Origin of the sequence: [Erwinia] mediterraneensis, assembly GCF_900604315.1 — a bacterium.
Classification (GTDB): Bacteria; Pseudomonadota; Gammaproteobacteria; order Enterobacterales; family Enterobacteriaceae; genus Pantoea; species Pantoea mediterraneensis_A.
Genome location: NZ_LR026978.1, coordinates 537,474 through 555,196 on the forward strand (window position 1 = coordinate 537,474; position 17,723 = coordinate 555,196).

Genomic DNA, 17,723 nt, shown 5'->3' on the forward strand with positions numbered 1-17,723 from the left:
TTATGAATCGTACCTCTCAGGGTCTGAGTCCTGCTCTTGTTGCACTGATGTCAGTGGCGACAGGTCTGGCGGTCGCCAGCAATTACTATGTGCAGCCTTTACTGGATACCATTGCGCATACCTTTCAGCTCTCGGTCAGTCAGGCGGGGTTTATTGTCACCACCGCTCAGCTCGGCTACGCCTGTGGCCTGCTGCTGCTGGTGCCGCTGGGCGATATGCTGGAGCGACGCGCGCTGATTGTCTCAATGAGCCTGCTGGCAGCGGGCGGTATGGTGATCACCGCGCTGTCTACCTCGCTGACACTGATGCTGCTGGGTACCGTGCTGACCGGTCTGTTTTCCGTGGTGGCGCAGATACTGGTGCCGCTGGCGGCCACCCTCGCTGCCCCGGAGAAGCGCGGCAAAGTGGTGGGGACGGTGATGAGCGGCCTGCTGCTGGGCATTTTGCTGGCCCGTACCGTGGCGGGTGCCCTGGCGCAGCTGGGGGGCTGGCGTACCGTCTACTGGGTCGCCAGCGTACTGATGGTCTTTATGGCGCTGGCGCTGTGGCGCTTCCTGCCCCGCTATCAGCAATCGGTCGCGCTGAAGTATCCGCAATTACTGTCCTCCATCTTCCGGCTCTACGCGGCCAATCGTGTGCTGCGTACGCGGGCGCTGATTGGCTGTTTGTCATTTGCTAACTTCAGCATTCTCTGGACCTCCATGGCCTTTCTGCTGGCCGCTGAGCCTTATCACTATTCCGAAGCGCAAATCGGCCTGCTGGGTCTGGCCGGGGCGGCCGGGGCGCTGGCTGCCCGTCAGGCAGGTACCCTGGCCGATAAAGGTAAAGCGAAGCTGACCACCACTGCCGGGCTGCTGATTATGCTCTTCTCCTGGGGCCTGACCGCGCTCGGCGCACATGGGCTCATCCCGCTGATTGCCGGGATTATCCTGCTCGATCTGGCGGTACAGGGTGTGCACATCACCAACCAGAGCGTGATTTATCGCCACATGCCTGAAGCGCGCAATCGTCTGACTGCTGGCTATATGACCAGTTACTTTATTGGCGGCGCGGCAGGTTCGCTGGTGTCGGCCAGCGCTTATCACTTTGCTGGCTGGTATGGCGTCTGCGTAGCGGGCGTCATTATAACCCTGTTGAGCCTGCTGGTGTGGTGGCGCGGCTACCGCCAGGAAAAAGTGTAAAACAATGTAAACCGGGCCAGCGCACTATTCACACATTACTGAGTCTGGTATTGTTAGCAGCGCATTTATTAACTATAGTTATATTTTCACCTGAAACAATTCAGTTAAATAAATGTTTAATTTGAGAGAATTTTGAAGCGCCCTGTGTGAACACATTCTGCAGTGAGCGCGGGTTTTATACCCAGGGTTACGGAATGACCTCGACGCCTGATGATGACAGTGTGATCGTCCAGACAGCCCCATCGGGTGAGTCTCTGCGTTCAATATGTCACCTTGGTTATTATCCCAGTTGCAAATAGTGAGGTTTTTTTAGATGGAAAGTTCGTTTTCTCCCATTGAGCAGATGCTGAATGTCCGGGCTAATCGCCATAAGGATTTTCCGCTGCAGGAGATTATTCTGACGCGTCTCTGCATGCATATGCAGAGCAAATTGCTGGATAATCGCAACAAAATGCTCAAGGCGCAGGGAATTAACGAAACCTTGTTTATGGCGCTGATCACGCTGGATGCCCAGGAAAACAACAGCATTCAACCGTCAGAACTGAGTGCCGCCCTCGGCTCCTCCCGCACTAATGCCACGCGCATTGCGGATGAGCTGGAAAAACGCGGCTGGATTGAACGTCGTGAAAGCGATAACGATCGCCGCTGCCTGCACCTTCATCTGACCGAAAAAGGCAACGAGTTTCTGCGCCAGGTGTTGCCGCCACAGCATCAGAGCCTGCAGTATCTCTGGTCTTCACTCTCTCATGATGAAAAAGCGCAGCTGGAAGGCATCACGCGCAAGCTCCTTAACCGTCTCGACAAAATGGACGAAGACCAGGTCATCGCCTCTCTTTCGCGCCAATAGCAAGAACTGCGACACAATCACCCTGCGAAACCGTTATTTTAATCCCCTTTTGATCTGGCCAGCGTTTTTACGCTGGCTTTTTTCGACCCGGGCTTCCACGTGAACGGTGTGATGTATCCCGGAAAATGAAAACCTGGAGAAGAACATGAGTGCTACTGTGGAGGCGCGAAGCCCGCAACAGCCAGCCAACAAGAAGAGAAAGCGCAAAGTTGCGCTGCTGGTGCTCACTTTGTTGTTTGTTGTGACAGGGATTGCCTGGCTGGCTTACTGGTTTCTGGTACTGCGCCACTTTCAGGAGACTGACGACGCTTACGTCGCCGGTAATCAGGTACAGGTCATGGCGCAGGTGTCGGGCAGCGTCAATAAGATCTGGTTTGATAACACTGACTTTGTAAAAAAAGGGGATGTGCTGGTTTCGCTGGATAAAACCGATGCGGAACAGGCGTTTGAAAAAGCGCAGACGGCGCTGGCCACCAGCGTACGTCAGACGCATCAGCTGATGATCAACAGCAAGCAATATCAGGCGAATATTCATTTGCGCCAGACCGCGCTGGAACAGGCGGAAGCGGACCTGAAACGCCGTGAGCCGCTGGGCGCCAGCAATCTGATTGGTCGCGAAGAGCTGCAACATGCCCGTGACGCCGTCGCCACGGCCAAAGCGCAGCTGGACGTTGCCCTGCAACAATATAATGCCAATCAGGCGATGATTCTTAATACCACGCTGGAAAACCAGCCCGCCGTTAAGCAGAGCGCGGCTGAACTGCGCGATGCCTGGCTGGCGCTGCAGCGTACCGATATCCGCAGCCCGATGGACGGTTATGTATCGCGTCGCAGCGTGCAGGTCGGTGCGCATATCGATACCAGCTCCCCATTGCTGGCGGTGGTGCCGGCGAACGATCTGTGGATCGATGCCAACTTTAAAGAGACCCAACTGGCAGATGTGCGTATTGGTCAGCCGGCGACCGTGGTGAGTGATCTGTATGGTGACGAGGTGGTTTATCACGGCAAAGTGGTTGGCCTGGATATGGGCACCGGCAGTGCCTTCTCGCTGTTGCCTGCGCAAAACGCGACCGGCAACTGGATTAAAGTGGTACAGCGTCTGCCGGTGCGTATAGCGCTGGATGCGCAGGAGATTGCCCGCCACCCGCTGCGTATAGGGCTTTCAACTCTGGTCACTGTAGATACCAGCAACAAAGAGGGCAGCGTGCTGGCCACTTCCGTACGTCAACAGGCCGCCTATGAAAGCGATGCGCTGGCTATCGATCTGACCCCCGTTAACCAGATGATCAGCAATATTGTGCGTGCCAACGCAGGCTGATAAGGCGGGAGGCTATCATGGCACAAAAACCGCTTGAGGGCGTCCCGCTGGTCCTGATGACCATCGCCCTGTCAATGGCGACGTTTATGCAGGTACTGGATTCCACTATCGCTAACGTTGCCATTCCCACCATTGCCGGTAACCTCGGTGCCTCGAACTCTCAGGGCACCTGGGTCATTACCTCCTTTGGCGTGGCGAACGCCATCTCCATTCCCATTACCGGCTGGCTGGCAAAGCGCATCGGCGAAGTAAAGTTGTTTACCTGGGCTACCGTCCTCTTCTCCCTCGCTTCCTGGGCCTGCGGTATGTCAGAAAACCTGACCACCCTGATCTTTTTCCGCATCATTCAGGGGGTGGTTGCCGGTCCCCTGATTCCGCTGTCGCAGAGTTTGCTGCTCAGCAACTATCCGCCCGCCAAACGGGGGGTCGCCCTGTCACTCTGGGCGATGACGGTAATTGTCGCCCCGATCTGCGGACCGATTCTCGGTGGCTGGATCAGTGATAACTACCACTGGGGCTGGATTTTCTTTATTAACGTGCCGATTGGCGTGCTGGTGGTGGCGTTAACGCTGCAAACCCTGCGCGGACGCGAAACCAAAACGGAAATCCGGCCGATCGATATGCTCGGCCTGGTACTGCTGGTGGTGGGGATCGGTGCGTTGCAGCTGATGCTGGATCGCGGCAAAGAGCTGGACTGGTTTAACTCGACGGAAATTATCGTGCTGACGGTGGTGGCGGTGGTGTCGCTGGCGGTGCTGGTGATCTGGGAACTCACCGATGACCATCCGGTGGTCGATCTTTCCCTGTTCAAATCGCGTAACTTCACCATCGGTTGCCTGTCGATTAGCCTGGCCTATATGCTCTATTTCGGCTCTATCGTCCTGCTGCCGCAGTTGTTGCAGGTGGTGTATGGCTATACGGCAACCTGGGCGGGACTGGCATCGGCACCGGTGGGCATTATTCCGGTGATCCTGTCGCCGATTATCGGTCGCTTTGCCCATAAGATCGACATGCGCCGGCTGGTGACATTCAGCTTCATTATGTACGCCATCTGTTTCTACTGGCGCGCTTACACCTTTGAACCTGATATGGATTTCGGCGCCTCTGCCTGGCCGCAGTTTATTCAGGGCTTTGCCGTGGCCTGCTTCTTTCTGCCGCTGACCACCATTACGCTTTCCGGTTTGCCGCCGGAGCGGCTGGCGGCCGCCTCAAGCCTGTCGAACTTTGTGCGTACCCTGGCTGGCTCTATCGGTACCTCCATCACCACCACGCTCTGGTTTAACCGGGAGTCGATGCATCACAGCCATTTCACGGAATCAATAACGCCCTACAATCTCAACGCTCAGCAGACCTATCAGCAGCTGGAAAGTATGGGCATGACGCACCAGCAGGCTTCCGCCTGGATTGCCCAGCAGATCACCAATCAGGGGCTGATTATCTCCGCCAATGAGATTTTCTGGGCTTCTGCCGGGGTGTTCCTGCTTCTGCTGGTGATGATCTGGTTCGCCCGTCCGCCTTTCGGTTCCGGACCTGGCGGTGGCGGTGGCGCGCACTGAGTTTGCGGGAAGGGAAAATTCATAACAGCCGCGCTGTTTGACCGCAGAAATGAAAAACGGGCCCGCAGGCCCGTTTTTTTATGCGTTCTGACGCCACCATTCGGCCAGCAAAATACCGGTTGCCACCGAGACGTTGAGACTCTCCACGTTGCCGGTGCCGCCGATAGAGAGACTCAGATCCCCCTGCTGGAAGGTGGTGTCGGTAAGACCCTCACGCTCCTGTCCCAGCACCAGCACCACTTTTTCCGGCAGCGTCGCCTGCGCCAGCGGTGTGCCCTTGTGGCTGGAAGTGGTCACGATGGTATAACCCGCTTTACGGAATTCCGCCAGGCCGTCAGCGAAGCTGCTGGCGCTGATGGCGTGGACGTGCTCCGCGCCCCCTTCGGCAGTACGCACCGCCGCGCCGGACTCCAGCAGCGAGGCATCATCCACCAGCACGCCGCGTGCGCCAAAGTGGGCACAGCTGCGCATAATGGCGCCCAGGTTATGCGGGTTGCTGACATCTTCCAGCGCCAGAACGCAATCTTTCACGCCCGCCTGCGCCAGCCATTCGCTGACCGCCATGCCCATGCGCTTTTTAATCAGGAAGCAGACGCCGCCATGGTGTTCGGTACCTGAGGCTTTGGTCAGCTCGGCATCATCCACAACATGGTAGGCTTTGCGGTTAGCCGCCAGCCAGCGCAGCGCATCACGGAAACGCGGCGTGACGCTCTGTATAAACCAGGCGCGCACAATCGCTTCCGGACGGCTCTGAAACAGCGCCTGACAGGCATTTTCGCCATAAACGCGGGTCTCTTCCATGCGCTGGCGACGCAGCTGTTCAGGATCGATCACGCTTTTACCGCTGATGCCGCCATGATCGGGTTTGTTTTCGCTTTCTGCGGGTGCGCGGGAAACGGTGCGCCACGGGGAGTCATTACCACCGCGCGGTTTACGGGCAGAATCATCATTGCGGCGGCCAGAACGACGATTATCTTCCTGGCGCGCAGCTGGACGGCCTCCCTTCCCGGTACGAGGATTTTGTCCGCGCGAGCGGTTCTCATCCTCGCCACGTACATACATCACTTTTACCTTGCCGCTTTTGCCTTTAAATTCGTCGTTCATCAGTTCCTCCTGCATTGAGAGCGCGAAGATTACCTTATGTCCTGGCGCTTAGCTATCAACTATTGTACCTATCGGGTAATCCTGATTGAGCCTCCCCGACCTCTCTTCCATAATGGCAATATTACTCTGTGTAACACAGTCTTATTTTAGAGGTGTATATGAATACGGTATGTACCTCCTGTCAGGCAACCAACCGCATTCCTGAAGAGCGTGTTGCTGACGGAGCGAAATGTGGCCGCTGTGGCAGCGAGCTGTTTGATGGTGAGGTGGTTAATGCCACTACGGAGACGCTGGATAAATACCTGCAGGACGATCTGCCGGTAGTGGTCGATTTCTGGGCTCCCTGGTGCGGACCCTGCGTTAACTTTGCGCCGGTCTTCAAAGAAGTGGCGCAGGAGCGTAAAGGCCAGCTGCGTTTTATTAAAGTGAATACCGAAGCGGAACCCGCCCTGAGTGCCCGTTTCCGTATCCGCAGTATTCCTACCATTATGTTGTTCAAAAAAGGTGAACTGGCGGACATGCTGAACGGCGCGATGCCGAAAGCGCCGTTTACCGAATGGCTGGATGAATCTCTCTGAGTACTGATGGCCAGCCCCGCGCTGGCCATATTACCTTTCCTTCCCGATTCGATTACACTGGCGTTTTTTCGCGTACCGAGTGCTATGTCTGATAACGCCGTCCTGCGCCTGCGCGCGCAACGTCTCGCCCGTGCCACCCGCCCCTTTCTCGCCAGGGGAAACCGTGTTCTCCGCTGTCAGGGCTGTCTGCTGCCGCAAAAACTGTGCCTGTGCGCCACTGTTCAGCCGCAACCGGCGCGTAGCCGCTTTTGTCTGGTGATGTTTGATACCGAACCGATGAAGCCGAGCAATACTGGTCGGCTGATCGCCGATATTCTGCCTGATACCCAAGCGTTCGGTTGGTCGCGCACCGAGCCAGACCCTGCGTTGTTGCAGGCGGTGCAGACTTCAGATTATCAGCCGCTGGTGGTCTTCCCGGCTTCTTACGCCGACGCCGATCGTCCGGTACTGAGCGCTCCGCCGTCCACGGGCAAACCGCCACTGTTTATTATGCTGGATGGCACCTGGACGGAAGCGCGCAAAATGTTCCGTAAAAGCCCCTGGCTCGACGCGCTGCCGGTGATGTCGGTTAATGTCACTACGCCTTCGCGCTATACCCTGCGCGAAGCACACGGCGAAGGCCAGCACTGCACGGCGGAAGTGGCGGCGGCGCTGCTGGCGCAGGCTGGCGACCTGGCGGCCTCCGATGCGCTTTACGCGCACTTTATGCTGTTCCGTCAGCGTTATCTGGCGGGTAAACCCCATCATCCGGCGCATCTCACGACAACGGATCCCGAAAACGGTTAAACTCATCCTGACCTTACTGTTACGGAGCAGGAAATGAGCCAACGCGGACTGGAAGCGCTGTTACGCCCTAAATCCATTGCAGTGATTGGCGCCTCGGTAAAACCGGGACGCGCCGGTTATTTAATGATGCGCAACCTGCTGGCAGGCGGCTTCAGCGGCCCGGTGCTGCCTGTCACGCCGAAATATCAGGCGGTCAGCGGCGTACTGGCCTGGCCGACCATTGACAGCTTGCCATTCGCCCCCGATCTGGCGGTGATCTGTACCCATGCCGATCGTAACCTTGAACTGCTGCAACAGCTGGGGGAGAAAGGGTGCAAAGCCTGTATTGTGCTCTCTGCGCCAGCCAGCCAGCGGGAAGCGCTGCGCACCTGCGCCAGCCGCTGGCAGATTCGCTTGCTGGGACCTAACAGCCTGGGCCTGCTCGCGCCCTGGCAAGGTCTGAATGCCAGCTTTTCCCCGGTGCCGATTGAGAAAGGCCGGCTGGCGTTTATCTCCCAGTCGGCGGCGGTGTCCAACACCATCCTTGACTGGGCGCAGCAGCGCAACCTCGGCTTCTCCTGGTTTATCGCGCTGGGTGACAGCCTGGATATTGATGTGGACGATCTGCTCGATTTCCTTGCCCGTGATGGTAAAACCAGCGCCATTCTGCTCTATCTGGAGCATCTCAGCGATGCCCGCCGTTTTGTTTCCGCCTCGCGTAGCGCATCACGTAATAAACCGATTCTGCTGATCAAGAGCGGCCGTAGCCGTCAGGCGCAGGCGCTGCTGGGTACCGATAATGGACTGGATGCCGCCTGGGATGCCGCCATCCAGCGCGCGGGTCTGCTGCGCGTGCAGGATACTCACGAACTCTTTTCCGCCGTTGAATCCCTCAGCCATATGCGCCCGCTGCGCGGCGAACGGCTGATGATTGTCAGCAACGGGGCCGCCCCCGCTGCGCTGGCGCTGGATGCGCTCTATGCGCGCAACGGTAAGCTGGCCCGGCTCAGTGACAAGACGCTGGCGCGCCTGACGACCTTGCTGCCCGGCGGGGTGGGCAACGGCAACCCCATCGATCTGAAAGATGACGCAACCCCGCAACGCTATGTCGCCTGCGTGGAGGCGCTGCTTGACAGTCATGAGCTTGATGCCCTGATGATTATTCACGCTCCCAGCGCCGTGGCTCCCGCAACCGAAACCGCTGAACAGCTGATTCAGGCGATCGCGCAACATCCGCGTGCGCGCCAGGTTACGCTGTTAACCAACTGGTGTGGTGAATACTCATCACTGGCGGCACGACGCGCCTTTACCCAGGCGGGCATCCCGACCTGGCGCACGCCGGAGGGGACAGTAACCGCCTTTATGCATCAGGTGGAATACCGGCGTAACCAGAAACAGCTGCGGGAAACGCCCGCCCTGCCGGTCAATCTGACGCAGGACAGCGCCCAGGCCCACCAGCTGCTGCAACAGGCGCTGGCGGATGGCGTTACCACGCTTGATACCCATCAGGTGCAGCCAGTTCTGCAGGCGTACGGGCTGGCGACCCTGCCCACCTGGATTGCAAACGACAGCGTTGAAGCGGTGCATATTGCCGGGCAGATCGGCTATCCGGTGGCGCTGAAGCTGCGCTCCCCCGATATCGAACATAAGTCTGATGTGCAGGGCGTGATGCTCTACCTGCGTACGCCAGCGGAAGTTCAGCAGGCCGCTGAGGCGATTATCGACCGCGTGAAAGCTACGCTACCTCAGGCACGTATCCGCGGCTTGCTGGTTCAAAGCATGGCCAACCGTGCCGGAGCTCAGGAGTTACGCGTGGTGGTGGAGCAGGATCCGCTGTTCGGTCCGGTGATTATGCTGGGAGAAGGCGGCGTTGACTGGCAACCCGAGCAGCAGGCCGCCGTCGCCTTACCGCCGCTGAATATGACGCTGGCGCGTTACCTGGTGATTCAGGCCATCAAGAGCGGCAAGATCCGCAACCGCAATACCCTTTTTCCGCTCGATATTCCCGCGCTGAGTCAGCTGCTGGTGCAGGTGTCCAACCTGATTGTCGACTGCCCGGAGATCCAGCGGCTCGATATTCATCCTCTGCTGGCAGCAGGCAGCGATTTTACCTTGCTGGATGTCACCATGAACCTCGCCCCCTTTCATGGCGATAACGAAGCGCGGCTGGCGATCCGTCCCTATCCGCATCAGCTTGAACAGCAGGTGCAGTTAAAGGATGGGCAGCACTGCCTGTTCCGCCCTATTCTGCCGGAAGATGAACCTTTGCTGCGTGCTTTCATCGCCCGGGTGACGAAAGAGGATCTCTACTATCGCTATTTCAGTGAGATCAATGAGTTTACCCATGAGGATCTGGCGAATATGACGCAAATCGATTATGACCGTGAGATGGCCATCGTGGCGGTACGTGACTGCGCGGGCGAACCGGAGATCATTGGCGTAACGCGCGCTATCTCCGATGCAGATAATACCGATGCGGAGTTTTCTGTGCTGGTACGATCGGATCTGAAAGGTATCGGTCTTGGCCGTCGTCTGCTGGAAAAAATGATCCACTATACGCGCGAGCACGGGCTGCAACAGCTGAACGGCATTACCATGCCCCATAACCGCGGTATGATAACCTTAGCGCGTAAGCTGAATTTTAATGTTGATATTCAACTGGATGAAGGTATTGTCAGTCTGAATTTACCTCTTCGCCGTGACATCAACTAACCTTGTAAAGTAAATGAAAATTCGCCCTGACATAGTCGGTTAATGTTACTATTTAACGTTAGGACCATGATTTGATGGCAGAAGGCCATGCAATGAACAGAGAAGAAGCGCACTGTGATGTTGTCTAAATTTAAACGTAATAAACACCAACAACACCTCGCGCAGCTGCCTAAACTGTCACAATCGGTGGCAGATATATCGACGCTTTATTCACCGGCTGAATTCCGTCAGACCCTGCTTGAAAAGATTGCCAGTGCGGAAAAACGCATCTGCGTGGTGGCGCTCTATCTCGAGAACGATGACGGCGGGCGCAGCGTTATGGAGGCGCTTTATGCTGCGAAACGGGCACGTCCGCAACTGGATGTCAGCATTCTGGTGGACTGGCATCGTGCGCAGCGCGGTCGCATTGGCGCCGCCCGGAGCGTAACCAACGCGGACTGGTATTGTGAGATGGCGACGCAGCATGCGGATATCGTTATTCCGGTGTATGGTATTCCGGTTAATACCCGTGAAGCCCTGGGCGTTCTCCATCTGAAAGGATTTATTATTGATGATACCCTGCTGTACAGCGGTGCCAGCATCAATGACGTCTATCTGCATCAGCACGATAAATATCGCTACGATCGCTATCATCTGATTCGTAACGCCAGACTGACCAATGCCATGTATGAGTGGATTCACGTCAATCTGCAACAGGCTGAAGCGGTGAACCGTCTCGATCGTGCAGAGCGCCCCTCCAGTCCTGAAATCAAAAATGAGACACGTCAGTTCCGTCAGGATCTGCGTGGTTTTAACTACCAGTTCGCCGGTGATGGTCATAACGAAGAGCTGACGGTAACGCCGCTGGTGGGATTAGGTAAGCGCAGCCTGCTGAACAAAACCATCTTCCATCTGATGCCCTGTGCAGAACAGAAACTGACACTCTGTACGCCCTATTTTAACCTGCCTGCCATTCTGGTGCGTAATCTCATCTATTTGCTGCGCCAGGGAAAAGAGGTTGAGATTATCGTGGGTGATAAAACAGCGAACGATTTCTATATTCCACCCGATCAGCCTTTTAAGATTATCGCGGCGCTGCCTTACTTATATGAGATTAACCTGCGTCGTTTTCTGAGCCGTCTGCAGTATTACATCAATAACGGGCAGCTGGTGGTGCGTTTATGGAAGGATGGTGACAACAGCTACCATCTGAAAGGAATCTGGGTAGATGATGAATGGATGCTGATTACCGGTAATAATCTCAATCCACGCGCCTGGCGGCTCGACCTGGAAAATGCGGTGCTGATCCACGATCCGTTACAGCAGCTCGCTGAGCAGCGCGAGAAAGAGTTGGCTCTGATTCGTACCCATACCACCGTGGTAAAGCATTTCCGCGACCTGGAGAGCATAGCGGATTATCCGGCGAAGGTGCGTAAGCTGATCCGGCGCTTACGTCGCATCCGCATTGATCGCCTTATCAGCCGTATTCTCTGAAAAAAGCCCCTGCCGGGCTGAGGGATCCCCAGAAACATTATCAGTACACCATGATGATGTTTCTGTAGGCTCTGGCCATATCGGCATACACCCTGTCGGGGTTCATTCCCGACAGGAGCTCCGGCGACTGCCGGATGACATTTTCACTCAATGTCAGATACGACAGCACCCTGCGTGATTTCTCACTGTTCGCCTGGAACCATCGATTTATTCCCTTACTTTCAAGGTAATATCCCGTCAGCCACAGGATGATGCTGTAGAGAGCTGCAACCAGGCAAAGCACGGATATTCGTTTTTCTCCCCGGCTTTTACTTGCCCGCAGTCCCAACCCATAGCGCTCGCTTTTTTCATCCCTGAAGTTCTGTTCTATCTGCATACGGCGACTATAAAGTTTAACTGTCTCGCGTGGCTTATATTCCATCAGGCTGGTAAAAAGCAGCCACGGTTCACGCGCGTTTTTACGGTACATCCTGTCTGTTTTGGAGTAATGCTGGCTGCTTTTCCTGCCCGTCGCCCGCTTATGCACGGTGTAGAAATGTCCCGGACAGTCACGACTGGCGTTACGTGCCAGACGCCCGAATCCCGGGTAGCGTGCCGTTGTTGATGACACAATATCCCGCGCCATCTGCCACTCTTCATCCCCGATGACCTGAAAATAGAGGCTGCCCCTGACTCGTCCGACAAAATCCCAGCCCAGAGAGCGGATGTGGTGAAACCAGCTGCTGCGAAAGCCTGCATCGGTCACGATAATGACCTGCTTATCTTTGCCGATGGCGACAGCCATCTGATCGAGAAAGGCATTTTGTACGGCAGAGTTGTTCTGGTAGCGGGAGGAAATGACTTTACTCATCAGAGGGACAGCTCTGCCATCACACAATAAGCTTGCCCGCAAAACACTGAGCTCTGATGAAGGATAACCACTCCAGTCCACAGCAATGACACAAACTGAAAGGCTGTGTGTGAGGCGGGATACAAGCTGCTGGTAGACACAGGGAATATCACTGAACATCAGGTCGCTGTTGAGGTGCCGGTCAACACGCTTAATCTTGTGCTTAACACGTGCGGGGCCTGGCAGGTATCTGCCGATGCTGGTAAGAGAAAGCGAAGCACCACGCGTCAGAGCCACGGTCATATCAAGCAGAGCGTTTTTACGGTACTGATGAATGGAGTTCAGGGACTGGCTAAAAAATTTATGGCAAACTTGTGAAACAGGCATAGAGGTGTGACCTTACTTTTTGGTGGAACACTAAGTAGATCATAACCTTCTATGCCTGTCTTTATTTATGGGGAACCCTCAGCCCGTCAGGGGCTTTTTTATCGCCCCGGTTAAAGCTGTATGCCTTTGCCTTTCTTATGCAGCTTCAGCGCAACCAGAAATGCCAGCGCCCCCATAGCCGACACGTACCAGAAAAAGCTGGTTTCTATCCCCTGCTTCTTCATCAGCAGCGCAACATATTCTGCCGACCCGCCAAAGATGGCATTGGCCACCGCATAGGAAAGCCCGACACCCAGTGCGCGAACTTCAGGAGGAAACATCTCTGCCTTAAGAATGCCGCTGATGGCGGTGTAGAAACTGGTGATCAGCAGTGCCAGAAGGATCAGGGGGAAGGTCAGCCACAGGCTGTTAACGTTTTGCAGCAGCGTCAGGATCGGCACCGTACAAAGAGCCGCGCCAGCACCAAAAATCAGCATCGAGCCGCGACGCCCGATTTTATCGGAGAGCGCACCGATTAAAGGCTGCATCAGCATAAAGATAAACAGAGCGCCGGTCATCAGACCGCTGGCCGTTTTCGCATCCATACCGGCGCTGTTGACCAGATATTTCTGCATGTAGGTGGTGAAGGTATAAAAGCTGAGCGATCCGCCCGCGGTAAAACCCAGCACCATCAGGAAAGCGCGCGGATGATTGCGCAGCAGGCCAGACAGGCTCCCGGCATTGCGGTGTTCGCGACTGCTTTTATCCGCGGTTTCATTCAGCGAACGACGCAGCCAGAGCGCGACAATCGCCAGTATCGCGCCGAGGAAAAACGGAATACGCCAGCCCCAGCTATGTAATGCCTCATCGCTCAGTATTTGCTGCAGGAGGACCACGGTCAGTACCGCCAGCAGCTGCCCGCCGATCAGGGTGACATACTGAAAAGAGGCATAAAAACCTTTACGCCCTTCCAGTGCCACTTCGCTCATGTAGGTCGCGCTGGTGCCATATTCTCCTCCTACCGATAAACCCTGGAACATACGAGCCAACAGTAAGATTGTAGGCGCGGCGATGCCAATCGAAGCATAACCAGGCAGACAGGCAATCACCAGCGAGCCGAAGCACATCATGCAGACGGAGATCAGCATCGAGGTCTTACGGCCATGTTTGTCCGCGATATAACCAAATAACCAGCCCCCGACCGGGCGCATCAGAAAACCTGCGGCAAATACGCCCGCCGTCTGTAACAGTTGGGTGGTGCTGTCGCCAGCCGGGAAAAAGATATGGGCGAAATAGAGGGAAAAGAAGGAGTAAACGTAAAAATCAAACCATTCAACCAGGTTGCCGGAAGACGCACCCACAATGGCCCAAATGCGCTTTTTACTGGCGGAACCTGTTGTCAGGGCTGTTCCGTTGCCTGAATCGAGTGTATCTGACATGTTTGCCCTCGTTTATTCTCGTCATTAAGAAATATTAAATAGTTAGTTAATCATTTACGTCGATTTTTCGAAACAGGTGTTAATGCCAGGGTTATAAAATGTGAGCCAGAGCGAGTTTTGCCAGAAGAAGACGTCAGGAGTAAGGAAGGCCAGGGAAGGAAATGCGAGGAAATCCTGCCGTGTAGCGGGATAGTCAGAGGATGTGGTAAACAGGAGAGCATTTAAAGCTGCAGGTATGAAGGAAACATCCATACAGACGGAATAATACTATAGCTTATAATACAGGCGAGAATTATGAAGTTATTCAGAAAGATCGTGCTGCGGGGCGGGTGAAGCTGCAGGCAGTAAGCCGTCCTGTGTGCAGACGAAAAAGCCCCGTACTCGCGTACGGGGCTCTGTCGTGTATGGATGCCTGGCAGTTCCCTACTCTCGCATGGGGAGACCCCACACTACCATCGGCGCTACGGCGTTTCACTTCTGAGTTCGGCATGGGTTCAGGTGGGACCACCGCGCTCTGGCCGCCAGGCAAATTCTGTTGTCGCGCCGCCCGCAGGCCGCACAACGTATCCGGGTAACAAACTGAAAATCGCGTCTCTCATAAAACGCCTCTGGCGTTGTAAGGTTAAGCCTCACGGGTCATTAGTACCGGTCAGCTCAATGCATCGCTGCACTTACACATCCGGCCTATCAACGTCGTCGTCTTCAACGTCCCTTCAGGACCCTTAAAGGGTCAGGGAGAACTCATCTCGGGGCAAGTTTCGTGCTTAGATGCTTTCAGCACTTATCTCTTCCGCACTTAGCTACCGGGCAATGCCACTGGCGTGACAACCCGGACACCAGCGGTGCGTCCACTCCGGTCCTCTCGTACTAGGAGCAGCCCCCCTCAGTTCTCCAGCGCCCACGGCAGATAGGGACCGAACTGTCTCACGACGTTCTAAACCCAGCTCGCGTACCACTTTAAATGGCGAACAGCCATACCCTTGGGACCTACTTCAGCCCCAGGATGTGATGAGCCGACATCGAGGTGCCAAACCCCGCCGTCGATATGAACTCTTGGGCGGTATCAGCCTGTTATCCCCGGAGTACCTTTTATCCGTTGAGCGATGGCCCTTCCATACAGAACCACCGGATCACTAAGACCTGCTTTCGCACCTGCTCGCGCCGTCACGCTCGCAGTCAAGCGGGCTTATGCCTTTGCCCTAACCTCACGATGTCCGACCGTGATTAGCCCACCTTCGTGCTCCTCCGTTACGCTTTGGGAGGAGACCGCCCCAGTCAAACTACCCACCAGACACTGTCCCCGCGCCGGATCCCGGCGCCAGGTTAGAACATCAAACATTAAAGGGTGGTATTTCAAGGATGGCTCCACGCAGACTGGCGTCCGCGCTTCAAAGCCTCCCACCTATCCTGCACAGCAAGGCTCAATGTTCAGTGTCAAGCTGTATTAAAGGTTCACGGGGTCTTTCCGTCTTGCCGCGGGTACACTGCATCTTCACAGCGAGTTCAATTTCACTGAGTCCCGGGTGGAGACAGCCTGGCCATCATTACGCCATTCGTGCAGGTCGGAACTTACCCGACAAGGAATTTCGCTACCTTAGGACCGTTATAGTTACGGCCGCCGTTTACCGGGGCTTCGATCAGGAGCTTCGCCTTGCGGCTGACCCCATCAATTAACCTTCCGGCACCGGGCAGGCGTCACACCGTATACGTCCACTTTCGTGTTTGCACAGTGCTGTGTTTTTAATAAACAGTTGCAGCCAGCTGGTATCTTCGACTGGCTTCGGCTCCGGGAGCAAGTCCCCTCACCTACATGCCAGCGTGCCTTCTCCCGAAGTTACGGCACCATTTTGCCTAGTTCCTTCACCCGGGTTCTCTCAAGCGCCTTGGTATTCTCTACCTGACCACCTGTGTCGGTTTGGGGTACGATTTCGTGTTACCTGGAGCTTAGAGGCTTTTCCTGGAAGCAGGGTATCAGTTACTTCAGCACCGTAGTGCCTCGTCATCACGCCTCAGCCTTGATTTTCCGGATTTGCCTGGAAAACCAGCCTACACGCTTAAACCGGGACAACCGTCGCCCGGCTAACCTGACCTTCTCCGTCCCCCCTTCGCAGTAACACCAAGTACAGGAATATTAACCTGTTTCCCATCGACTACGCCTTTCGGCCTCGCCTTAGGGGTCGACTCACCCTGCCCCGATTAACGTTGGACAGGAACCCTTGGTCTTCCGGCGAGCGGGCTTTTCACCCGCTTTATCGTTACTTATGTCAGCATTCGCACTTCTGATACCTCCAGCATGCCTCACAGCACACCTTCAGCGGCTTACAGAACGCTCCCCTACCCAGCAACACACAGTGTCACTGCCGCAGCTTCGGTGCATGGTTTAGCCCCGTTACATCTTCCGCGCAGGCCGACTCGACCAGTGAGCTATTACGCTTTCTTTAAATGATGGCTGCTTCTAAGCCAACATCCTGGCTGTCTGGGCCTTCCCACATCGTTTCCCACTTAACCATGACTTTGGGACCTTAGCTGGCGGTCTGGGTTGTTTCCCTCTTCACGACGGACGTTAGCACCCGCCGTGTGTCTCCCGTGATAACATTCTCCGGTATTCGCAGTTTGCATCGGGTTGGTAAGCCGGGATGGCCCCCTAGCCGAAACAGTGCTCTACCCCCGGAGATGAATTCACGAGGCGCTACCTAAATAGCTTTCGGGGAGAACCAGCTATCTCCCGGTTTGATTGGCCTTTCACCCCCAGCCACAGGTCATCCGCTAATTTTTCAACATTAGTCGGTTCGGTCCTCCAGTTAGTGTTACCCAACCTTCAACCTGCCCATGGCTAGATCACCGGGTTTCGGGTCTATACCCTGCAACTTAACGCCCGGTTAAGACTCGGTTTCCCTGCGGCTCCCCTATACGGTTAACCTTGCTACAGAATATAAGTCGCTGACCCATTATACAAAAGGTACGCAGTCACCCCATAAAGAGGCTCCCACTGCTTGTACGTACACGGTTTCAGGTTCTGTTTCACTCCCCTCGCCGGGGTTCTTTTCGCCTTTCCCTCACGGTACTGGTTCACTATCGGTCAGTCAGGAGTATTTAGCCTTGGAGGATGGTCCCCCCATCTTCAGACAGGATATCACGTGTCCCGCCCTACTCATCGAGCTCACAGCATCTGTGCCTTCGTGTACGGGACTGTCACCCTGTACCGTGCGCCTTTCCAGACGCTTCCACTGACACACATGCTGATTCAGGCTCTGGGCTGCTCCCCGTTCGCTCGCCGCTACTGGGGGAATCTCGGTTGATTTCTTTTCCTCGGGGTACTTAGATGTTTCAGTTCCCCCGGTTCGCCTCGCAACACTATGTATTCATGTTGCGATGATGCACTGAGTGCACCGGGTTTCCCCATTCGGACATCGCCGGGTCAAAGGTTCATATCACCTCGCCGGCGCTTTTCGCAGATTAGCACGTCCTTCATCGCCTCTGACTGCCAGGGCATCCACCGTGTACGCTTGTTCGCTTAACCTCACAACCCACAGACGTTTCGCTGTCGCGACCCGT

Annotated in this window: 11 protein-coding genes and 2 rRNA genes; 8 read left to right on the forward strand and 5 right to left on the reverse strand. The window is 55.6% G+C overall.

Features of this window, described 5'->3' with window-relative positions:
• Positions 1-2: 2 nt before the first annotated feature.
• From E0E17_RS02520 to emrB, 4 genes are all read left to right on the forward strand, one after another.
• Complete coding sequence (locus E0E17_RS02520) at positions 3-1,181, forward strand: MFS transporter (RefSeq protein WP_130831221.1); 1,179 nt, start codon at positions 3-5, stop codon at positions 1,179-1,181.
• A 313-nt stretch (positions 1,182-1,494) separates the two neighbouring features.
• Positions 1,495-2,028: a transcriptional repressor MprA gene (gene mprA / locus E0E17_RS02525; RefSeq protein WP_130831223.1), complete on the forward strand. Its 534-nt coding sequence runs from the start codon at positions 1,495-1,497 to the stop codon at positions 2,026-2,028.
• A 145-nt stretch (positions 2,029-2,173) separates the two neighbouring features.
• Positions 2,174-3,346, forward strand: a complete 1,173-nt coding sequence (emrA, locus tag E0E17_RS02530; protein ID WP_130831225.1) for a multidrug efflux MFS transporter periplasmic adaptor subunit EmrA — start codon at positions 2,174-2,176, stop codon at positions 3,344-3,346.
• Positions 3,347-3,363: 17 nt separating this feature from the next.
• Positions 3,364-4,902 (forward strand): multidrug efflux MFS transporter permease subunit EmrB, encoded by a 1,539-nt coding sequence (emrB, locus tag E0E17_RS02535; RefSeq protein ID WP_130831228.1) that lies wholly within the window; start codon positions 3,364-3,366, stop codon positions 4,900-4,902.
• Positions 4,903-4,980: 78 nt separating this feature from the next.
• On the opposite strand, the gene E0E17_RS02540 is transcribed toward emrB, so the two are convergent.
• Positions 4,981-6,006 carry a tRNA/rRNA methyltransferase gene (locus tag E0E17_RS02540; RefSeq protein ID WP_130831230.1) on the reverse strand — a complete coding sequence of 342 codons (1,026 nt, stop codon included), beginning with the start codon at positions 6,004-6,006 and terminating at the stop codon, positions 4,981-4,983.
• Positions 6,007-6,164: 158 nt separating this feature from the next.
• On the opposite strand from E0E17_RS02540, the gene trxC reads away from it, so the two are divergent.
• From trxC to pssA, 4 genes are all read left to right on the forward strand, one after another.
• On the forward strand, positions 6,165-6,584 hold the full coding sequence (gene trxC / locus E0E17_RS02545; protein WP_130831232.1) for a thioredoxin TrxC: 420 nt from the start codon (positions 6,165-6,167) through the stop codon (positions 6,582-6,584).
• Between the two features lie 84 nt (positions 6,585-6,668).
• Positions 6,669-7,370 carry a tRNA-uridine aminocarboxypropyltransferase gene (locus E0E17_RS02550; RefSeq protein WP_130831234.1) on the forward strand — a complete coding sequence of 234 codons (702 nt, stop codon included), beginning with the start codon at positions 6,669-6,671 and terminating at the stop codon, positions 7,368-7,370.
• 33 nt (positions 7,371-7,403) lie between these two features.
• The gene (locus tag E0E17_RS02555; RefSeq protein WP_130831236.1) at positions 7,404-10,061 is read left to right on the forward strand and encodes a bifunctional acetate--CoA ligase family protein/GNAT family N-acetyltransferase; all 2,658 of its coding nucleotides are present in this window, start codon (positions 7,404-7,406) and stop codon (positions 10,059-10,061) included.
• Between the two features lie 117 nt (positions 10,062-10,178).
• Positions 10,179-11,534 carry a CDP-diacylglycerol--serine O-phosphatidyltransferase gene (gene pssA / locus E0E17_RS02560; RefSeq protein WP_130831238.1) on the forward strand — a complete coding sequence of 452 codons (1,356 nt, stop codon included), beginning with the start codon at positions 10,179-10,181 and terminating at the stop codon, positions 11,532-11,534.
• A 40-nt stretch (positions 11,535-11,574) separates the two neighbouring features.
• Here the strand turns inward: pssA and E0E17_RS02565 are convergent, their stop codons facing one another.
• The 4 genes from E0E17_RS02565 to E0E17_RS02580 all read right to left on the reverse strand — a co-directional run bounded on the left by E0E17_RS02565 (position 11,575) and on the right by E0E17_RS02580 (position 17,688).
• On the reverse strand, positions 11,575-12,750 hold the full coding sequence (locus E0E17_RS02565; protein ID WP_130831241.1) for an IS4 family transposase: 1,176 nt from the start codon (positions 12,748-12,750) through the stop codon (positions 11,575-11,577).
• Between the two features lie 110 nt (positions 12,751-12,860).
• Positions 12,861-14,168 (reverse strand): MFS family transporter, encoded by a 1,308-nt coding sequence (locus tag E0E17_RS02570; RefSeq protein WP_130831243.1) that lies wholly within the window; start codon positions 14,166-14,168, stop codon positions 12,861-12,863.
• A 410-nt stretch (positions 14,169-14,578) separates the two neighbouring features.
• A 5S ribosomal RNA gene (gene rrf / locus E0E17_RS02575) occupies positions 14,579-14,694 on the reverse strand.
• Positions 14,695-14,786: 92 nt separating this feature from the next.
• Positions 14,787-17,688 (reverse strand): 23S ribosomal RNA (locus E0E17_RS02580).
• Positions 17,689-17,723: the final 35 nt, after the last annotated feature.

What these genes read in the sequence shown, in the direction of transcription:
- trxC (WP_130831232.1), top strand. Translation starts at nt 6,165, where the DNA reads ATGAATACGGTATGTACCTCCTGTCAGGCAACCAACCGCATTCCTGAA.
- E0E17_RS02540 (WP_130831230.1), bottom strand. Translation starts at nt 6,006, where the DNA reads ATGAACGACGAATTTAAAGGCAAAAGCGGCAAGGTAAAAGTGATGTAT.
- E0E17_RS02570 (WP_130831243.1), bottom strand. Translation starts at nt 14,168, where the DNA reads ATGTCAGATACACTCGATTCAGGCAACGGAACAGCCCTGACAACAGGT.
- E0E17_RS02550 (WP_130831234.1), top strand. Translation starts at nt 6,669, where the DNA reads ATGTCTGATAACGCCGTCCTGCGCCTGCGCGCGCAACGTCTCGCCCGT.
- E0E17_RS02555 (WP_130831236.1), top strand. Translation starts at nt 7,404, where the DNA reads ATGAGCCAACGCGGACTGGAAGCGCTGTTACGCCCTAAATCCATTGCA.
- pssA (WP_130831238.1), top strand. Translation starts at nt 10,179, where the DNA reads ATGTTGTCTAAATTTAAACGTAATAAACACCAACAACACCTCGCGCAG.
- E0E17_RS02520 (WP_130831221.1), top strand. Translation starts at nt 3, where the DNA reads ATGAATCGTACCTCTCAGGGTCTGAGTCCTGCTCTTGTTGCACTGATG.
- E0E17_RS02565 (WP_130831241.1), bottom strand. Translation starts at nt 12,750, where the DNA reads ATGCCTGTTTCACAAGTTTGCCATAAATTTTTTAGCCAGTCCCTGAAC.
- emrA (WP_130831225.1), top strand. Translation starts at nt 2,174, where the DNA reads ATGAGTGCTACTGTGGAGGCGCGAAGCCCGCAACAGCCAGCCAACAAG.
- emrB (WP_130831228.1), top strand. Translation starts at nt 3,364, where the DNA reads ATGGCACAAAAACCGCTTGAGGGCGTCCCGCTGGTCCTGATGACCATC.
- mprA (WP_130831223.1), top strand. Translation starts at nt 1,495, where the DNA reads ATGGAAAGTTCGTTTTCTCCCATTGAGCAGATGCTGAATGTCCGGGCT.